Source organism: Schaalia radingae (assembly GCF_900106055.1).
Lineage (GTDB): Bacteria > Actinomycetota > Actinomycetes > Actinomycetales > Actinomycetaceae > Pauljensenia > Pauljensenia radingae_A.
Window position 1 is genome coordinate 799,515 of sequence record NZ_LT629792.1, and the last position, 17,254, is coordinate 816,768.

Annotated in this window: 16 protein-coding genes; all 16 read left to right on the top strand. The window is 60.1% G+C overall.

Annotation, left to right across the window (positions count from 1 at the left end; translation table 11 throughout):
- Positions 1–132: 132 nt before the first annotated feature.
- On the top strand, positions 133–768 hold the full coding sequence (locus tag BLT69_RS03490) for a TM2 domain-containing protein (protein ID WP_092648423.1): 636 nt from the start codon (positions 133–135) through the stop codon (positions 766–768).
- A 212-nt stretch (positions 769–980) separates the two neighbouring features.
- Positions 981–1,946 carry a tetratricopeptide repeat-containing protein gene (locus BLT69_RS03495; RefSeq protein WP_058236379.1) on the top strand — a complete coding sequence of 322 codons (966 nt, stop codon included), beginning with the start codon at positions 981–983 and terminating at the stop codon, positions 1,944–1,946.
- 149 nt (positions 1,947–2,095) lie between these two features.
- Positions 2,096–3,946 carry a translation elongation factor 4 gene (gene lepA / locus BLT69_RS03500; protein ID WP_371935798.1) on the top strand — a complete coding sequence of 617 codons (1,851 nt, stop codon included), beginning with the start codon at positions 2,096–2,098 and terminating at the stop codon, positions 3,944–3,946.
- 7 nt (positions 3,947–3,953) lie between these two features.
- Positions 3,954–4,808, top strand: a complete 855-nt coding sequence (gene trmB / locus BLT69_RS03505; protein WP_092648425.1) for a tRNA (guanosine(46)-N7)-methyltransferase TrmB — start codon at positions 3,954–3,956, stop codon at positions 4,806–4,808.
- Positions 4,805–6,076 (top strand): radical SAM family heme chaperone HemW, encoded by a 1,272-nt coding sequence (hemW, locus tag BLT69_RS03510; protein WP_092648426.1) that lies wholly within the window; start codon positions 4,805–4,807, stop codon positions 6,074–6,076. The genes trmB and hemW overlap by 4 nt, the downstream gene beginning before the upstream one ends.
- A 33-nt stretch (positions 6,077–6,109) precedes the next feature.
- Positions 6,110–7,024, top strand: coding sequence for a DUF3097 family protein (locus BLT69_RS03515; RefSeq protein ID WP_092648427.1), 915 nt, complete (start codon positions 6,110–6,112; stop codon positions 7,022–7,024).
- Between the two features lie 195 nt (positions 7,025–7,219).
- A complete protein-coding gene (hrcA, locus tag BLT69_RS03520) occupies positions 7,220–8,245 on the top strand; it encodes a heat-inducible transcriptional repressor HrcA (protein WP_092648428.1) in 1,026 nt (341 codons plus the stop codon).
- 85 nt (positions 8,246–8,330) lie between these two features.
- The gene (dnaJ, locus tag BLT69_RS03525) at positions 8,331–9,476 is read left to right on the top strand and encodes a molecular chaperone DnaJ (RefSeq protein ID WP_092648429.1); all 1,146 of its coding nucleotides are present in this window, start codon (positions 8,331–8,333) and stop codon (positions 9,474–9,476) included.
- Between the two features lie 8 nt (positions 9,477–9,484).
- Complete coding sequence (locus BLT69_RS03530; RefSeq protein ID WP_092648430.1) at positions 9,485–10,366, top strand: 16S rRNA (uracil(1498)-N(3))-methyltransferase; 882 nt, start codon at positions 9,485–9,487, stop codon at positions 10,364–10,366.
- Positions 10,367–10,425: 59 nt separating this feature from the next.
- Positions 10,426–11,487: a PhoH family protein gene (locus tag BLT69_RS03535; RefSeq protein ID WP_058236384.1), complete on the top strand. Its 1,062-nt coding sequence runs from the start codon at positions 10,426–10,428 to the stop codon at positions 11,485–11,487.
- Entirely contained in the window at positions 11,480–11,929 is a 450-nt protein-coding gene (gene ybeY, locus BLT69_RS03540; protein ID WP_058236385.1) for an rRNA maturation RNase YbeY, read from the top strand. Before BLT69_RS03535 ends, ybeY begins: the two co-directional genes overlap by 8 nt.
- Positions 11,926–13,326: a hemolysin family protein gene (locus BLT69_RS03545; protein WP_070727506.1), complete on the top strand. Its 1,401-nt coding sequence runs from the start codon at positions 11,926–11,928 to the stop codon at positions 13,324–13,326. The genes ybeY and BLT69_RS03545 overlap by 4 nt, the downstream gene beginning before the upstream one ends.
- Positions 13,319–14,377, top strand: coding sequence for a GTPase Era (gene era / locus BLT69_RS03550; protein WP_074026149.1), 1,059 nt, complete (start codon positions 13,319–13,321; stop codon positions 14,375–14,377). The genes BLT69_RS03545 and era overlap by 8 nt, the downstream gene beginning before the upstream one ends.
- A 182-nt stretch (positions 14,378–14,559) precedes the next feature.
- Positions 14,560–15,459, top strand: coding sequence for an AmmeMemoRadiSam system protein B (gene amrB / locus BLT69_RS03555; RefSeq protein ID WP_092648431.1), 900 nt, complete (start codon positions 14,560–14,562; stop codon positions 15,457–15,459).
- 5 nt (positions 15,460–15,464) lie between these two features.
- Positions 15,465–16,109 (top strand): AmmeMemoRadiSam system protein A, encoded by a 645-nt coding sequence (amrA, locus tag BLT69_RS03560; protein ID WP_092648432.1) that lies wholly within the window; start codon positions 15,465–15,467, stop codon positions 16,107–16,109.
- 14 nt (positions 16,110–16,123) lie between these two features.
- Positions 16,124–17,206, top strand: a complete 1,083-nt coding sequence (amrS, locus tag BLT69_RS03565; protein ID WP_092648433.1) for an AmmeMemoRadiSam system radical SAM enzyme — start codon at positions 16,124–16,126, stop codon at positions 17,204–17,206.
- Positions 17,207–17,254: the final 48 nt, after the last annotated feature.

Sequence of the window (17,254 nt, forward strand, 5' to 3'; positions counted from 1 at the left end):
GCCGGTGTGCGTGGCATCACGGACAGAATGCGAGGCTAATTCATGTACCACCTGCACAATTGTGGGCATCTGCAGTACTGTTAGTGTCTGAAAATACTTTCAGGTCGGTACGTGACACGTTAGGAATTCTCAGTGGACAACGATCACACGTATGGTGCCAGCCGGTGGCCGGAACAGGATGTTCCTTCATCGTCTGATTCCAGCCAGGACTACGACAACTCAGCATCAACTGGATCCGCATTGGAACAGTCCGGATATAACTCGTCGCAATATTACGGGTCGTACGGCAGTTCCCCTTATGGTTCGGCCAACGGTGCTCCCAACGGTGCTCCCGATGGGTCCTCTTACCCGGGCCAGTCCTATGGCGGCTATTCCAACCAGGGTGTGTACGAGGCGCACGGCGCAACCCCGTACCCAAACCAGGGCGGGTATGGCAACCAGGGAGGCTACCAGTCTCAGGGCGCCTACCAGAATCCCGCCGGATATCAGGCGAATCCAACCTATTCGGCACCGAAGTCGCGAATCGTCGCAGGAATCCTGGGCTTGTTCTTCGGCACGCTCGGTGTCCATAACTTCTATGCCGGTAGGACGACGCTGGGCATTATTCAGCTCTTGGTGACGCTCGTGTCGTTCCCGCTGTGCTTCATCATCATCGGGTTCTTCACGCTCACCGGTGTCGCGATCTGGGCGTTTATCGAATCGATCATGTACTTCATCGGATCGGGATCTTACGCATATGATGGGCACGGGGTGCCGATGCAGGCTTGAGGACTTCTCTGGAAGGCTCCTTTTATCCACAGGGATAGAAGGAGCCTTCGTTTATCCACAGATGTACTCGGCCATACATGTGTGTGCCATGAACTCATGTCAGTATGAGTGAACCGAAAGGAACTGACATGAAATGAGGTAATGGTGTGGGACAATCTACGACAGGCTCGCAGCATCGAAGCAGTGCCGGGGGGATGCCAGCCCCTGTCAATATGAAAAGCGGCGCCGGTGATATCACCACTGAAGGGCGCGCCTTGGAACGTATGCGGCAGCTGGCAGACGGAGGCAACCTTGAAGAAGCGATTCACGTCGCCAAACAGGTGATCACGTGCAATAACGTCGATACTGCGACGCAAGTCATCATCATGAAACAGGTCGTCGATTGGCATGGGCACCTCGGACAGGCCGATTACGCGCGCAGATCAGCTTCCAAAGCGGTCACCCTGGCGCGCCGCGATCTGGGAGCGTGCCACCCACTGTCCCTGCTTGTCCGTCACTCGGAGCTGTACTGGATGTGCATGAGCGGATACGACGAGGCTGCACAGCCGCAGTTCGAACCGCTCATCAAGGATATCTGCCGTACCCTAGGGCACACCGATTCACTGGCATGGGCCGCGCGCACAAACTCCGCAATGCCGTATAAAAAACGCCGAGATTACGCGGGAGCTGCCCTGATATACCGACAACTTGCTGATGACATGGGTGCCGAATTGGATCCTGATGACCCGATGCTCCTGACGATTCGTGACAATCTTGCCGAAGTGCTCGCCCTCGACGAACAGTGGGATGCAGCGATTGCACTCTACGAAGAGCTCGTGAAAGACGTGATACCGGTGTGGGGGCAAGGCAGTGAATTGACGCTGAGTATTCGCGATTCCCTTGCAGCATGCCTGTTTGCCTCAGGAGACGTGGAAAAGGCGCGACAATTATGGTCTGTCCTGGCACAAGATTGCCGGCGGTTCCTGGGTGAGCGCGCTGACATGACAGCCCGGCAGCGGATCTTACAGGTCGCCCTCGCCCTCGATGAGGACGATTATTCGGCCGCGCAGCACTGGTGCACCGAACTGCTGGAGAATCTGCCCGCCGGATTCACTGAAGAGGATGTGCAGATCTACATGCACATCCAGGGCTCCTGCCAGGAAGCTGTCGACACGCAGGAGGGCATTCGGCAACGGTAGGCGAGCGGAAGCGGCGCGACGTGCGGCGGTGGTCCCTGACCAGGGATGTGCGCAACTGGTCAAGGCGACAGTTGGCGCGTGACCCGTCTTCAATGGGACGATAGGGGGTATACATCGTGATGTTCGGAGGTTGTTCCTTGTCTGCTAGTTTGACTGATGCAGTACGCCAGTCGATTCTTCCGGCGCATACCCCGCAGAATCGGATTCGAAACTTCTGCATTATCGCCCACATCGACCACGGCAAATCCACCCTGGCTGACAGGATGCTGCAACTGACTGGCGTCGTCGAGCAGCGCGATATGCGCGACCAGTACCTGGACCGCATGGACATCGAACGCGAACGCGGCATCACCATCAAGTCTCAGGCTGTGCGCATGCCGTGGGTTGTTGACGGCACCGGCTACGCGCTTAACATGATCGACACCCCTGGCCACGTCGATTTTTCGTACGAGGTTTCCCGATCCCTCGCTGCCTGCGAAGGCGCAGTGCTGCTGGTCGACGCAGCTCAGGGCATTGAAGCGCAGACCCTGGCGAACCTGTACCTCGCAATGGAAAACGACCTGACGATCATCCCTGTACTCAACAAGATCGACCTGCCCAGCGCCCAACCCGATAAGTACGCCGACGAAATTGCCCAGCTCATTGGTGTGGACGCCAGTGAAGTTCTGCGCGTTTCCGGCAAGACAGGCGAAGGCGTCGAAGAACTGCTCAACGCGATCGTGAACCTGGTGGCACCGCCAAGTGGCGACCCGGATGCTCCCACACGAGCCATGATTTTTGACTCCGTGTACGACGTGTACCGCGGTGTCGTGACGTATGTGCGCGTCGTGGATGGCTCATTGTCCTCGCGTACAAAAGTGAAAATGATGGCCACAGGCTCCACCCACGAACTGCTCGAAATTGGTGTCATCTCACCAGACCCCACGCCTACCGACGGAATTGGAGCTGGCGAAGTCGGATACCTGATCACAGGCGTGAAGGATGTGCGCCAATCTAAAGTCGGCGACACAGTAACCGAATCGGTGCGCGGAGCCGACCAGCCGCTATCGGGTTACCAGGATCCTCGTCCGATGGTGTTCTCCGGCATCTACCCGGTGGACGGAACAGACTTTCCTAACCTGCGTGAAGCACTCGAACGCCTCCAGCTCAACGATGCAGCACTGACATTCGAACCGGAAAGCTCAGCGGCGCTGGGCTTCGGTTTCCGCTGTGGCTTCCTCGGACTGCTGCACCTGGAAATTGTGCGTGAACGCCTCGAACGCGAATTCGACCTGTCGTTGATCGCGACCGCACCCAACGTGGTCTACGAAGCGGTCGCAGAAGATGGTACCCGCATTCGTGTCGACAACCCCTCGACTTTCCCGGACGGTAAAGTGGCAGAAGTGCGTGAGCCGATCGTGGACGCCACCGTGCTCACCCCGTCAGACTTCATCGGCGCGGTCATGGAGCTGTGTCAGGAGCGGCGCGGAACCCTCGAAGGGATGGAGTACCTGTCGCCTGAGCGCGTCGAAATTCGCTACAAGCTTCCACTGGCTGAAATCGTGTTCGACTTCTTCGACCAGCTCAAGTCCCGCACCCGAGGGTACGCCTCGCTGGACTACCACGATGCCGGGCAGCAAAGCGCTGACCTCGTCAAAGTCGATGTGTTACTCAACGGTGAAAAGGTCGATGCGTTCAGCGCCATCGTCCACCGAGATGCGGCCTACGCCTATGGGCTGAAGATGACGAAGCGCCTCAAGGAACTCATTCCACGCCAGCAATTTGAAATCCCCGTGCAGGCTGCTATCGGTGCGCGCATCATCGCGCGTGAAACGATCCGAGCCCTGCGCAAGGACATGCTGGCCAAGTGCTACGGCGGTGACATCACCCGTAAGCGCAAGCTGCTGGAGAAGCAAAAAGCCGGTAAGAAGCGCATGAAGTCCATCGGGCGTGTCGACGTGCCGCAGGAGGCATTCATTGCGGCTTTGACGTCAGATGTGCCCACAGGAAAGAAGCAGTGACCGGCCGATGAACCGTGTACATCGAGCCCGCAAGTCAGTGCTGGATTCATCCGACCGCCACGACGAGGAAAACGGTGTGTACCGTGCCCGCACGAAGTCCTTCACGCGTCGCTCGCGTCGCCTGACCGAATCGCTGCAGCGCACGATGGACAAGCATGGTGACCGTTTCGTTGTGCCCGTTAAGCGCTCACAGGGATACACCACTGTCGCATCCGACTTCCACCTGGCGCCCACTGAACTGTTCGGGCGCGAGGCGCCACTGGTTGTCGAGATCGGACCGGGCGTCGGCGAGCAGATCGTCTCGGCGGCAGATCGCTGGCCCGACCACAACTTTCTGGCATTTGAAGTCTGGCAACCGGGTATTGCCAAACTCGTTTCACGAGCAGTCAGCGCCGGAGTTGAGAACATTCGCGTCGTCGAAGCTGACGCCGCCCAGGCGATCCCGATCACCCTGGACAGTGCGATTGCCGACGAGGTGTGGACATTCTTCCCAGACCCGTGGCGCAAGGCGCGTCACCGCAAGCGCCGCATCGTCAACGACCAGTTCGCCCTGGAGATCGCCAGAATCCTCAAAGACGGGGGAGTGTGGCGCCTGGCAACGGATTGGGACGATTACGCATGGCAAATGCGTGATGTCGTCGAGGCGTGCGACGTCCTCGTCAATCCGTATGAAGGCGAACGGGCGGACCCCAATGACCCCGAGGGGGAGCGCGGGGGATTCGCACCGCGGTGGGAAGGGCGCGTGCTCACCCACTTCGAATCCCGCGGCATCCACGACGAACGCCATGCACACGACATCGAAGCGATCCGGGAGCCTCGACTGCCACGCACACAGCCCGCGAGCGAAAACCCCCAGCAGTGAGCCCGCAGCTGCCCGACGGAATGCGCTGGCCACAATCTGGCGCTATCAGCTCTGAAAACGCGCAGCCCGAGCTTCACCGACCCCTCAGCATTTACGTCCACGTACCTTTTTGCCGCGTGAGGTGCGGGTACTGTGACTTCAACACCTACACTGTTGGGTTCGGTCCGGGGGCCGACCGCGATACGTACGCGGACAGTGTCAGCAGTGAAATCTCTTTGGCGGCACGCGTGCTGGACGAGGCGGGGCTGGGACAGACACCTGCACGCACCGTCTTCTTCGGCGGCGGCACGCCCACCATGCTGGACACCAGTGCCCACGCGCGTATGCTGCACGACCTCGCAGACCGAATCGGAATTGCCCAAGGTGCAGAGGTTACCTGCGAGGCAAACCCGGAAACCGTTGACGAGCAGTCTGTCAAGAGGCTTGCAGATGCCGGGGTGACACGACTGTCGGTGGGTATGCAAAGCGCAGTTCCGCGAATCTTGCACACCCTGGATCGTCAGCACCGCCCCGAACGTGTCGGCCAGGTGATCGAGTGGGCGCGCGCAGCAGGACTGGACGTATCCGTTGACATCATCTACGGCACGCCGGGTGAATCACTCGATGACTGGGCCACAACAGTGCAGGCAGCGTGCGACCTGCAGCCCGACCACATCAGTGCCTACGCACTGGTCATTGAGGACGGCACCAAGATGGCGGCGCAGGTTGCTCACGGGCAGCTGCCCATGCCTGATCCGGATGACGAAGCCGACAAGTATGAACTGCTCGACCAGATGATACGCAGCGCCGGATACCGCTGGTACGAGATCTCGAACTTTGCTCGCGAAGAAGCAGATGAAGCAGGGCTTCCAGCCACCGAACTGCGGCACGCGTCCCGTCACAACCTGGCCTACTGGCGCGACTGGAACTGGTGGGGCTTTGGCCCCGGTGCCCATTCGCATATCGGGCGCGCCCGCTGGTGGAACGTCAAACACCCGCGTGCCTGGGCTGGTCGCCTTCGATCCGCGCAGTCACCGGCCGCCGCCGGTGAAATCCTCGATGACCAGACGCGTTACCTGGAGCGCGTCCTGTTGAGAGTGCGCACGTCAGATGGCATCGCGCTAGGCGATGTTGCCGCTCACGCGGGCAGGGAGAACGCATCGCAAACCTGTCACCGTCTGCGTGACGAAGGCCTGCTGGACTCAGAGGCGCTGGAGCGTGGCCACATCGCACTGACCCTGCGTGGCAGGCTTCTGGCTGATTACGTGACGCGCGAGCTCACTGACTAGGCGCATCTTTTTCGCCCGTACAATAGCCGGGTGATGGATGACCCGTATGGCACAAATATCTTCGAGTTTGACCCGCATCGCGATGGTCCCGACGCGCATCGCCCGCGCTCGCGAGAGGTCCACGTTGAACCTGGCATGGTCCTCGAAGATGTCACCACCGGATTCGTGGGCGCGGTCATCCGGACTGAAAAATCCGCAGGGATCTACGTGATCGAGTTGGAAGATCGACGAGGGAGACGCCGCAGCTTTCCCCTGGGCGGTGGATTCTGGCTCGATGGCCGACCGATTATTGCCCTGCCGCCATTGCCTCGCGCGCAGGCGACGCCTCAGAACGCAGGATCGGTGTCCGCCAGTGGGCGGGCGGTGACCAATTCTGGGTCGCGACGCGCCCGCCCGGAAGAATCGGCGCGCACGCATCCGCGTGTGGCTCGCCAGTCACGAATCTGGGTCGAAGGGCGCCACGATGCTGACCTGGTCCAATACGTGTGGGGTGATGACCTGGCAGATGTAGGGGTTGTGGTCGAACTGCTCGAAGGAGTCGATAACCTGGAAGCCGTTCTGGAAGAGTTTTCGCCCACGCCTCACGCACGTGCAGGAATACTGGTCGATCACATGGTGTCCGGTTCGAAGGAATCCCGTATCGCTCACAGCGTGCAGCAGCGGTGGGGGGACAGCGTCCTCATTGTTGGGCACCCGTTCGTTGATATCTGGCAGGCGGTCAAGCCGGCGCGTGTTGGATTCGACACGTGGCCGGTGATCCCGCGATCCGTTGACATCAAAATGGGAACCCTTCAGGCGCTGGGCTGGCCTCATGCCTCGCAGGCTGATATTGCGCAGGGGTGGCGACGAATCTTGCGCACTGTGCGCGACTATCGTGACCTCGAGCCGGCACTGCTTGGCAGGGTTGAAGAGCTCATTGATTTTGTGACCGCGCAGGGAACGCTCTAGCCGACAATGCGCCGTGGGAACGCATGTACGCCCTGAGCAATAGACGCGGATTTTCCACCGCAGCCGGTGAGAGGAAATCACCTGAACGGAGTAGGATTGGCACTCAGACAGGGTGAGTGCCAAATGTGGCGTTTGTGTCGCAGACATGGACGTGCCACAGCACCACCACAGAACGGATCGTGGAAAGGACACAACATGGCCACTGATCGCAGGCTCGACGTCTTGCGTGCGATCGTGTCCCAGTACGTCCACACCCGCGAACCCGTCGGCTCGAAAATGATCGCCGCAACGCAGGATTTAGGCGTTTCACCGGCAACCATTCGCAACGACATGGCTGTGCTGGAAGAAAATGATCTGATCTACCAGCCTCACACCTCTGCCGGGCGAGTTCCCACTGAAAAGGGCTACCGCCTCTTCGTCGACACGCTCTCTGAGATCAAACCGATGAGCGCACCCGAGAAGCGGGCGATTGAGACTTTCCTCGGCCAGTGCGTTGACCTCGAAGACGTCGTGAACAGGACTGTTCGACTGCTTGCGCAAGTCACCAGGCAGGTCGCGGTTGTCCAGTACCCTTCGCTGTCCACGTCCACACTGCTCCGAGTCGAACTGGTTGACCTCGCACCGCATCGAGTCTTGCTGATCGTCATTACGAACGAAGGACGCGTGGAAGAACGCATGCTGGAATTCCCCCAGCAGGTTCCCCCACATGTCATCTCATTTCTGCGCGAAAAGCTCAACGACGAATGCGAGAACCACACTGCCGACAAGGTGCGTACCATCGTTGATGAGATCAGGAATCAGGCTCCAAGCGGGCATCAGAACTTCGTCGAGGCGGTGTGCAGTGCACTGACGGAACTGCTGCATCCCACAGCAGCTGAATCGCGCGTCGTCATCGCGGGGATGTCCCACCTGACGCGTTCACATGTGGATTTCACCGATATCGGCGCGCTGTTGGACGCCCTCGAAGAACATGTGGTGCTGTTGCGATTGCTGTCAGAATTGGACGAGGAACATTCCAGCGGTGACGTGCATGTGTCGATCGGGACGGAAAACCCTGACGGAGCGTTCGCGGAAACATCCGTCATATCGGGAACGTACGGGACGTCCAGCGGAGCGGTCGCGCACCTCGGTGTCATCGGTCCGACGCGCATGGACTACGGGCGCACGATGTCAACCGTCAGGGCAGTTGCGTCCTACTTGTCGAAATACCTAGCGTCATGAGTGCACACATCTGCCACACTGGCATGTCCGGCGCGAGCTGCTTGTCGGAACAACGCTTGTCGAAACAACGAGGGAATTGAATCGAGTGAACGACTACTACGAGATCCTGGGCGTCTCGAGGGATGCCTCACCGGAAGAGATCAAGAAGGCCTATCGCAGGAAGGCTCGACAACTGCATCCTGACTACGCCGGGCCTGATTCCGAAGAAGCCTTCAAGGAACTTTCAGTTGCCTACGAAACACTGTCAAACCCTGACAAGCGCCAAATGTATGACCTCGGTGGACCTGAAGCTGTGCACGGGGGTGGAGCAGGCGGCTACGGGTTTGGCGGTGGCGGTATGCCATTCGACTTCTCCGACATCTTCGACACTATGTTCGGCGGGGGAGGATTCGCCTCATCAGGCGGGCCGGCCTCGCGTGCCACACATGGCTCAGACCAGCTGTTGACCATTGACGTTACCCTGGAAGAAGCTACCTTCGGTGTCACCAAGAACATCGAAGTGGATACCTATGTGCTGTGTGCGCGATGTGAAGGTTCGTGCTGCGAGCCGGGCACTCAGCCGCGCGCCTGCTCAGGGTGCCACGGGTCGGGCAGCGTGACCCGGATGCAGCGTTCACTGCTGGGCGTCATCCGCACGCAAAGCCCGTGCCCGGACTGTGGCGGACACGGTTCCATAATCGACCAGCCCTGCTCGGAATGTTCCGGTGACGGCAGGGTGCGCACGCGCCGCTCGATGAAGGTGGATATTCCTGTGGGTGTGACAACGGGAACCCGTATCCGCATGAGTGGCCGTGGCGATGTCGGCATGGGAGGTGGTCCCGCAGGAGACCTCTACCTTGAGGTGCGTGAAAAGAAGCACCCGATTTTCACGCGCCGAGGCGATGACCTTCACACGTGGGTCACCATTCCGATGACCACGGCGGCGCTGGGCACCGTGTTCGAGCTGGACACGCTCGATGGCGCGAAGGAAGTCACCATTAAACCCGGTACGCAGCCGCAGGAAACAGTGACACTGTCGGGTCTGGGAGTGGGGCGCTTGTCGCGTTCGGGCCGGGACGCCGGCCGAGGTGACCTGCAGGTCCATATTGATGTGGAGATTCCACGTAAATTGGATCAGCGCTCGCGCGAAATCCTGGAAGAACTGGCTGCCAATCGTGGAGAGGACCGTGTGGAGCCGCGACGGGCCGATCAGTCAGTTTTTGACCGTATCCGCGAAAAGTTCACGAACTAGGAGCACCCATGACCGCTCCAGTCTTCTTCGCTGACGACCTCAATTCCGGCTTATCCACCATTGCCGAGGGGGACCACGTCCACCTGGGCGGAGCCGAAGGCAAACATGCTGCCACGGTGCGCCGCATGCAGGTTGGAGAAGAGCTTGATCTTGTGAATGGGGAAGGGGGTCGAGCACGCTGTCGCGTGCGAGCCGTGAACGGTCAGGAACTGGATCTGGTGGTGGAGCACGTCATGTGTGAACCTGCCTCTGATCCGCACCTGATCCTCGTGCAGGCCCTGGCGAAAGGTGGACGCGATGAGCAGGCCATCGAAACGTCGACGGAGATCGGTATCGACAGCGTGATCCCGTGGCAGGCACACCGCTCCATCGTCAGGTGGACCGGGTCGAAAGCAGAGCGTGCACGCAGCAAATGGATCAACATTGTGCGCGCAGCAGCTAAGCAGTCACGGCGCGCGTGGATCCCACAGGTTCTGGAATCGATGGATTCGCGCGCTCTTGCCCGATGGACTCAGGATCGCTGCTCGCATGGTGATGTCGTCTTCGTGTGTCACGAACAGGCCACTGTGTCGATCCTGGAGGCTATGAGCCAACTGGGGCTGACGGTCGCTGGGTCTGCATTTCCTCGGGAGGATGGAACCGCCAAGGCGGTTGGCGCGTCACCACGCAGCATTGCCATCATCGTCGGGCCTGAAGGAGGCATCGATGATGAGGAATATGCGACCCTGACCGAGGCAGGTGCCATCCCGGTTCTTCTGGGGCCGACCGTCCTGCGCTCCTCAACTGCCGGCCCCGTTGCCATCACGCTGATACGCGCGCTGACGACATGGCGTCACGAGGCGCCTACTGACAGGCAGGATGCCCATGTTGCAGGCCCTCCCATACGATAAAGTAGAGACACGATGGATGCAGATGCAAAGGAGTGTGTGGCCCACCGCATGACACGCGTATGAGTGAGCAAAACACGACGCATAACGACCCGACACTGGCGATGTCAACCCGCCGCGTCGAGATCCCATCGCATGTCGAACCCATTCAGCTGCTGGGAACATCGGATCAGATTCTGCGCGCACTGGAACGCGGCTTTCCAACCGTCCGTTTCTTCGTCGCCGGACGCACCATCACGATGACGGGTTCGTCAGGAACCATTGACGTCGCCGCTCAACTGGTAAGTGAACTGGTTGACCTCACGGCATCCGGCACGATGCTTGATGTGCCCGGCGTTGAACACGCCATCCGGCTGCTGACCGCTCCTCAGCCGCGCGCCGGCCAGGACACTTCCGACGACATCGTCACTGCTGACGGCCACACCATTCACCCGCAATCCCCAGGGCAGAGCAGCTACATCAAGGCCATTGAACGCTCGGTTGTGGTCTTCGGGATCGGCCCGGCCGGCACCGGTAAGACATACCTGGCAATGGCCCAGGCCGTGCGCGCATTGCTCTCGGGCGAGGTGCGGCGCGTTGTGCTGACACGTCCCGCGGTGGAAGCGGGGGAGAACCTCGGCTTTCTGCCAGGATCTCTCACTGAAAAGATCGACCCGTATCTCAGGCCCCTGTACGACGCCCTGCATGACATGATCGATCCACAGGCACTGCCGCAACTGATGGCTGCCGGCACAATCGAAGTGGCGCCCCTGGCGTACATGCGCGGACGCACCCTGAACGACTCCTTCATAATCCTGGATGAGGCGCAGAACACGACGCCCTCGCAAATGAAAATGTTCCTGACACGTCTGGGCTTTAACTCGCACATGGTTGTCACGGGCGACGTGTCCCAAATCGACCTTCCCGGAGGAACCCGATCGGGGCTGAACGTCGTGCAGGATATTCTGACAGATATCGACAATGTCGAATTTTGCTACATGACCAGCGCGGACGTCGTCCGGCACCCCCTGGTCGGACAGATCATCGACGCGTATTCCCGGTGGGAAGAACGCGCCCACAGGCAGGCCGACACGCGCTCCGCGACGCGCAGCGGCCGCAGGTCACGAAGGAATGATCATGACTGAAGTGATAAACGAAACGGAATGTGAGATTGACGAGTCTGAATTCGCCGCACTCGCAGACTACGTTCTGATGCAGATGCATGTGGCAACGACAGCTGAACTTAACATCTTGTTCATCGATCCCGAACCGATGGCAGATCTGCACGTCAAGTGGCTCGGCCTGGAAGGACCGACTGACGTGATGAGCTTCCCGATGGATGAGCTGCGGCCGGGAACCGACGACAAACCCACCGAGGGTGTGCTGGGGGATATCTGTATCTGCCCGCAGGTTGCGCACAAACAGGCCAAAGAAGCGGGGCACTCTGCCGCTGAAGAGATGCTGCTGCTGGCGACGCACGGCATGCTGCACCTGATGGGATACGACCATGCTGAGGAGGAGGAAAAGGAAGAAATGTTTGCCCTGCAACGCAAACTCCTGCTGACATTCCTGGCAACACGATCATGATTCCTTTCGCTCACCAGCCATCCCCGTCAGGTCTGTCGGATACTGCTCCTGTTGCAGTGCTGATCGCCGTATCGGTGATCTGCCTGCTGCTGGCGGGAATCCTCGCCACCATCGAAACCGCGTTTTCCCGACTGTCGAGGGCGGCCGCGGAAGACCTTGTCGAAGAAGGCCGCAAACGTGCTCCTCAACTGGTTGACTTGCTTGCGCAGCGCAGGCGCACCGCGTTGACCCTGCGCACAGTGCGCATGTTTGTGCAGGTCATCGCCGCCGTCGGTATCACCCTGGCGCTGGTGCACCCGTCGCTGAGGTGGTGGCTCATCGGCATCATTGCAGTCGCTGCGGTGGGTTTGATCGAACTGTTCGCCGTGGTGATGCTGCCGGTACCGTTGGGTACGCGTAACCCTGAACGCATGGCGTTGGTTGGAACGCCTCTGGCGTCGCGGCTGGTTGCCATCTCTCACATTGCCGACCCCATTGTCCGTTTCGTACGCAAGCGCCTGCCTCAGTCGAACCAAACCGATGCGGAAGCGCGGCAGGAAATGGCTGACGACCTGCGCGAAATGGTCGACCAGGTTGGTGAAACAGAAGGCTTTGAAGAAGAAGATCGCGAGATGCTGCGATCCGTGTTTGAACTGGGGCACACGGTGGTGCGCGAGGTGATGGTGCCGCGCACCGAGATGATCACCGCGACCGTGGATCTGCCAGCTTCCAAAGCACTGCGACTGTTCATCCGATCAGGGTTTTCCCGCTTGCCTGTCATTGGTGAGGATATCGACGACGTGCGCGGCATCCTGTACTTCAAGGACGTCATTTCGCGCATGGTGCATGATGCGGGCAGTAAGGATCTGACCGCTTCCCACATGATGCGACAGGCAGTTTTTACTGTGGAGACCAAACCGGCTGACGATCTGCTGCACCAGATGCAGGCTGAGCACTTCCACATGGCGCTGGTCGTCGACGAGTACGGTGGGATCTCTGGCCTGGTCACCCTGGAAGACCTGATCGAGGAAGTCGTGGGCGAAGTGACCGATGAGCATGACCGTCGCGAAATCGAGCCGGAAGAGGTCGCCGAAGGGGTATGGCGAGTCCCGTCCCGATTCCCGATCGACGAGCTGGGCGAGCTTTTCGGCATGGAGCTCGAGGACGATGATGTGGACTCGGTCGGCGGTTTGCTGACCAAGGCGATTGACCGTGTGCCGCTGCCCGGCGCTCGCGGTGAAATGGACGGCATCTACATGCTGGCCGAGGAGGCACGAGGGCGACGCCGTCAGGTCGGCACCGTTGTCTGCGCGCTGTCGCCACTGCCGACCACGTTCGAGGACGGTTTCCGCATCCTCGACGAATCACAACTGCTTGAACTGAGCTGCACGCCGGAGAGCGAGGACACCGATGAATGACCGTGATGACCAGTGGGATGACTCCACTGACGAGTGGGATGACGCCTCTGAAGAACAGGTGCGTGACGAGGTCGCCAGCATTCGCGACGCACGTCAGGAAGCCGAGCAGGCTGCCGATGCGCACGGACTGATGTCGTTGACCTACCCGGAGGGTTTTCGTGCCGGATTCGTTTCGGTTGTCGGGCGCCCCAACGTCGGAAAATCCACGTTGACCAACGCAATGGTCGGCCAGAAAGTGGCGATCACGTCAGGTAGGCCTGAAACGACGCGCCATAACATACGCGGGATTGTCCATAGGGACACCTCGCAGCTCGTCATCGTCGATACGCCCGGATACCATCGCCCTCGAACCTTATTGGGCAAACGCCTCAATGACATGGTCCGAGAAGCACTGGCTGAGGTGGACTGCGTGGTGTTCTGCCTGCCGGCCGATCAGAAGATCGGGCCGGGGGACCGCTTTATTGCCCGCGAACTGGTTGATGTGCGCCGCCCCGTCATCGCAGTTGCCACGAAAATCGATCTGGTGCCGAAAGACCGTCTGATGAAACACCTGCTGGCGATTGACCGGCTGGGATCGTGGGAAGCGATCGTCCCGGTCAGCGCTCAGACAGGTGAGCAGGTGGAGGAATTGATTTCCGTGCTCTCGCGCACTGTCCCTGAATCCGCGCCGCTGTATCCGCGAGATGACGTGACGGATGAATCCCGCGACACCCTCATTGCTGAATACATTCGCGAAGCAGCGCTTGAGGGCATTCGCGAGGAGCTGCCGCACTCCCTGGCGGTGCAGGTCGAAGAAATTATCGAGCGTCCGGCCAAGGAGGGCGATTTGCGCCCACCTCTGCTGGATATCCACGTCAATGTCTACGTGGAACGTGACTCCCAAAAGGCGATCATCATTGGACGAGGCGGGTCGCGTCTGCGTGATATCGGCACGAAGTCCCGCAAGCAAATCGAGGAGCTGCTGGGACGCAGAGTCTTCCTGGATCTGCATGTGCGCACCGCCAAAGATTGGCAGTCAGATCCGAAAATGCTGGGCCGCCTCGGTTTTTGAGTAAATGACTATTCGGTAAACAGCAGGTGACTGTGCATTAACTGATGCTGATGGAATGAGGGTGACCTGCAACGTTGTCACATAATGGAAGGAGTGTGACAAGCGGCACCCGCAAGAGGCTAGAATCACATACAGTGGATGGGTCGATGGTGCCCCATCCACGCTAGGAGAGGAGAACGAGTGTGACGCAACCTCCCGACCTCACCGCCCCTGAGTCTACCGCGCCCGAATCGACCGGCTCTGACACTCGCGATACCTCGCTGACCGTCCGCGCCCCCGCAGTCGCCGGATTCTTCTACCCAGATAGTCCAACCGATATTGACTCAACTGCCAGTGCGCTGATTGATCGTGCCCGCCAGCACACCGCCCCGTCAGACAGTGAGGCACACCCGGCACGCGCAATCATCGTGCCCCACGCCGGTTGGCGATACTCGGGCGATCTTGCTGCGCTGGGCTGGGCGTACGCGGCGCGCAGTCGCCCCCGAACCACACGAATCGTCCTGCTCGGCCCGACCCACCGTGTCGCCATCCGGGGAATCGCGCTGCCCGGTGCGGACCGGTTCGGAACACCGGCTGCAATGCTCAATATCCCCACCCGTGACATCCTCGAATCCACGCGCACGTGCGTCGAACCTGTCCACTGCGACGAAGACACCCACCGGGATGAACACGCGCTGGAAGTCCAGGTCCCTTTCATCACGGCACTGTTCGGAGACGACGTCGAACTCGTGCCCCTCAACGTCGGAGAAGCCTCTCCCACAGCAGTTGCCGACGTGATCGACGCGCTCACCTCGCCCACCACGCTGATCGCAGTCAGCTCAGACCTCTCGCACTACCACACATACGACGAGGCGCGCCGCATCGACCAACGCACCATCGACATGATCGAACGAGGACAGTACCCCGTTGAACCCGAGCAGGCCTGCGGCGCCCGCCCCATGAACGGCCTGCTCGAATACGCCTGGAGGCACTCCCTGACGGTCACCACGCTCGGCTCGCACAACTCCGGAGACGTCCTGGGAGCTGACACCGCACGTGTCGTCGGATACGCAGCGTTTGCACTGACTGACGAAAAGGACTGACCCAGATGCCAACATCACTGCCAGACAATGCGGGACGCATCCTGGTTCCACTGGCGCGAGGAGCCATACGGCTCAGGCTGCAGGGAACACGTACCGACCAGATTGTCATGAGCTCCCTACCGGCACCGCACGACCGGCCCGAATGGCTGCAGGAGCCAGGAGCAAGCTTTGTGACGCTGACGATCAACTCTCATTTGCGAGGATGCATTGGGTCGCTTTCACCGCGCGGATCTTTGTACGACGACGTCATCCATAATGCCCTCGCAGCCGCCTTCCACGACCCGCGTTTCGATCCCCTTGACGCAACTGAATATCCGAGCATCAGCGTGGAGGTGTCGGTGCTGTCGGCCCCGGTGGCCCTGCCGGCGTTGAGTGAGAAAGCGGTGCTTGAATCGTTGCGTCCCGGAATTGACGGGGTCGTCCTGATCGCCGGTCCGACTCGGCGCGCCACGTTCCTGCCACAGGTGTGGGACGACCTTGCGGATCCAGCTGACTTCTTCGCCCACCTCAAACGCAAGGCAGGCCTTCCCACTACCTGGTGGTCGCCGGACGCCCGAGTGGAAACCTACACGGTGCGAGCCTTCACCGACCAGGACGCGGGTGGTGACGGTGATGTGCCGGCCAGTGCGTCAGACATGACCGATCGGTAAAGCCACGCATCGCCATGTCCACACCTGCACACACGATCACCGGACGCTGGCAAACACGCCTCGATGACGGTCGAGTGCGCTGTGACTTGTGCCCGCGTGCATGCAAACTGCGCGATGGGCAGCGTGGATACTGCTTTGTGCGGGAGCGTCGCGTCGCTGACATTGTGCTGTCAACCTGGGGGCGCTCCAGCGGCTTTTGCGTGGACCCCATTGAAAAGAAACCACTCGCGCACTTCTACCCTGGTACCGCTGTGCTCTCATTTGGTACCGCCGGATGCAATCTGGGATGCAGGTTCTGCCAGAACCACGAGATCTCAGCGGCTCGACAATGGGACCTCCTGGCCGAACGCGCAACGCCTCATATGGTCGCAGACGCGGCAGTGAGACATCATATTCCTGCGGTCGCATTCACGTACAACGATCCCGTGATCTACGCCGAGTATGCTATCGATACGGCTCTGGCATGCCACGAGGCGGGCGTGCGCACCGTAGCTGTGACTGCCGGCTACATTTCTCCGAAAGCTCGATCTGAGTTCTTCGCGCCTATGGACGCGGCAAATATTGACCTCAAAGGCTTCACCGAGGACATGTACTGGCATCTGACAGGCGCTCACCTGCGCGACGTCCTGGAGACGATCGCATGGGTCGCTGAGCGGGACAGCACCTGGCTGGAACTGACAACCCTGCTGATCCCTGGACACAATGATTCATCTGAGGAAATCCGCAGCCAGTGCCGGTGGATCCTGCGTGAGTGCGGCTCTGATGTGCCTGTGCATTTTTCAGCATTCCATCCTGACCACAAAATGCGCACCACTGCACCGACTCCACCTGAGACTTTGCGCCGAGCCCGCTCCATTGCACTCGACGAAGGGCTGCATTACGTGTACTGCGGCAATGTTCACGACATCGAAGCGGATACCACCACATGCGCCTCCTGCGGGCACGAACTCATCGTGCGCGACTGGTACCGCCTCATCAGCTACGACGTGACAGCTAACGGGACGTGTCCGGCGTGCGGGGCCAGAATTCCCGGTCGCTTCGACGAGGGCGGCCCCGGCGAAGCCTCTGCGCATTCCTTCCAGGTTGCCTTGTCATGAAACAGCTCAAGAACCGGCGCCACTACGTCCCTCGATCTATCATGTTCG

What these genes read in the sequence shown, in the direction of transcription:
- BLT69_RS03495 (WP_058236379.1), top strand. Translation starts at nt 981, where the DNA reads ATGAAAAGCGGCGCCGGTGATATCACCACTGAAGGGCGCGCCTTGGAA.
- trmB (WP_092648425.1), top strand. Translation starts at nt 3,954, where the DNA reads ATGAACCGTGTACATCGAGCCCGCAAGTCAGTGCTGGATTCATCCGAC.
- BLT69_RS03515 (WP_092648427.1), top strand. Translation starts at nt 6,110, where the DNA reads ATGGATGACCCGTATGGCACAAATATCTTCGAGTTTGACCCGCATCGC.
- hrcA (WP_092648428.1), top strand. Translation starts at nt 7,220, where the DNA reads ATGGCCACTGATCGCAGGCTCGACGTCTTGCGTGCGATCGTGTCCCAG.
- BLT69_RS03530 (WP_092648430.1), top strand. Translation starts at nt 9,485, where the DNA reads ATGACCGCTCCAGTCTTCTTCGCTGACGACCTCAATTCCGGCTTATCC.
- BLT69_RS03535 (WP_058236384.1), top strand. Translation starts at nt 10,426, where the DNA reads ATGAGTGAGCAAAACACGACGCATAACGACCCGACACTGGCGATGTCA.
- ybeY (WP_058236385.1), top strand. Translation starts at nt 11,480, where the DNA reads ATGACTGAAGTGATAAACGAAACGGAATGTGAGATTGACGAGTCTGAA.
- BLT69_RS03545 (WP_070727506.1), top strand. Translation starts at nt 11,926, where the DNA reads ATGATTCCTTTCGCTCACCAGCCATCCCCGTCAGGTCTGTCGGATACT.
- era (WP_074026149.1), top strand. Translation starts at nt 13,319, where the DNA reads ATGAATGACCGTGATGACCAGTGGGATGACTCCACTGACGAGTGGGAT.
- amrA (WP_092648432.1), top strand. Translation starts at nt 15,465, where the DNA reads ATGCCAACATCACTGCCAGACAATGCGGGACGCATCCTGGTTCCACTG.
- amrS (WP_092648433.1), top strand. Translation starts at nt 16,124, where the DNA reads ATGTCCACACCTGCACACACGATCACCGGACGCTGGCAAACACGCCTC.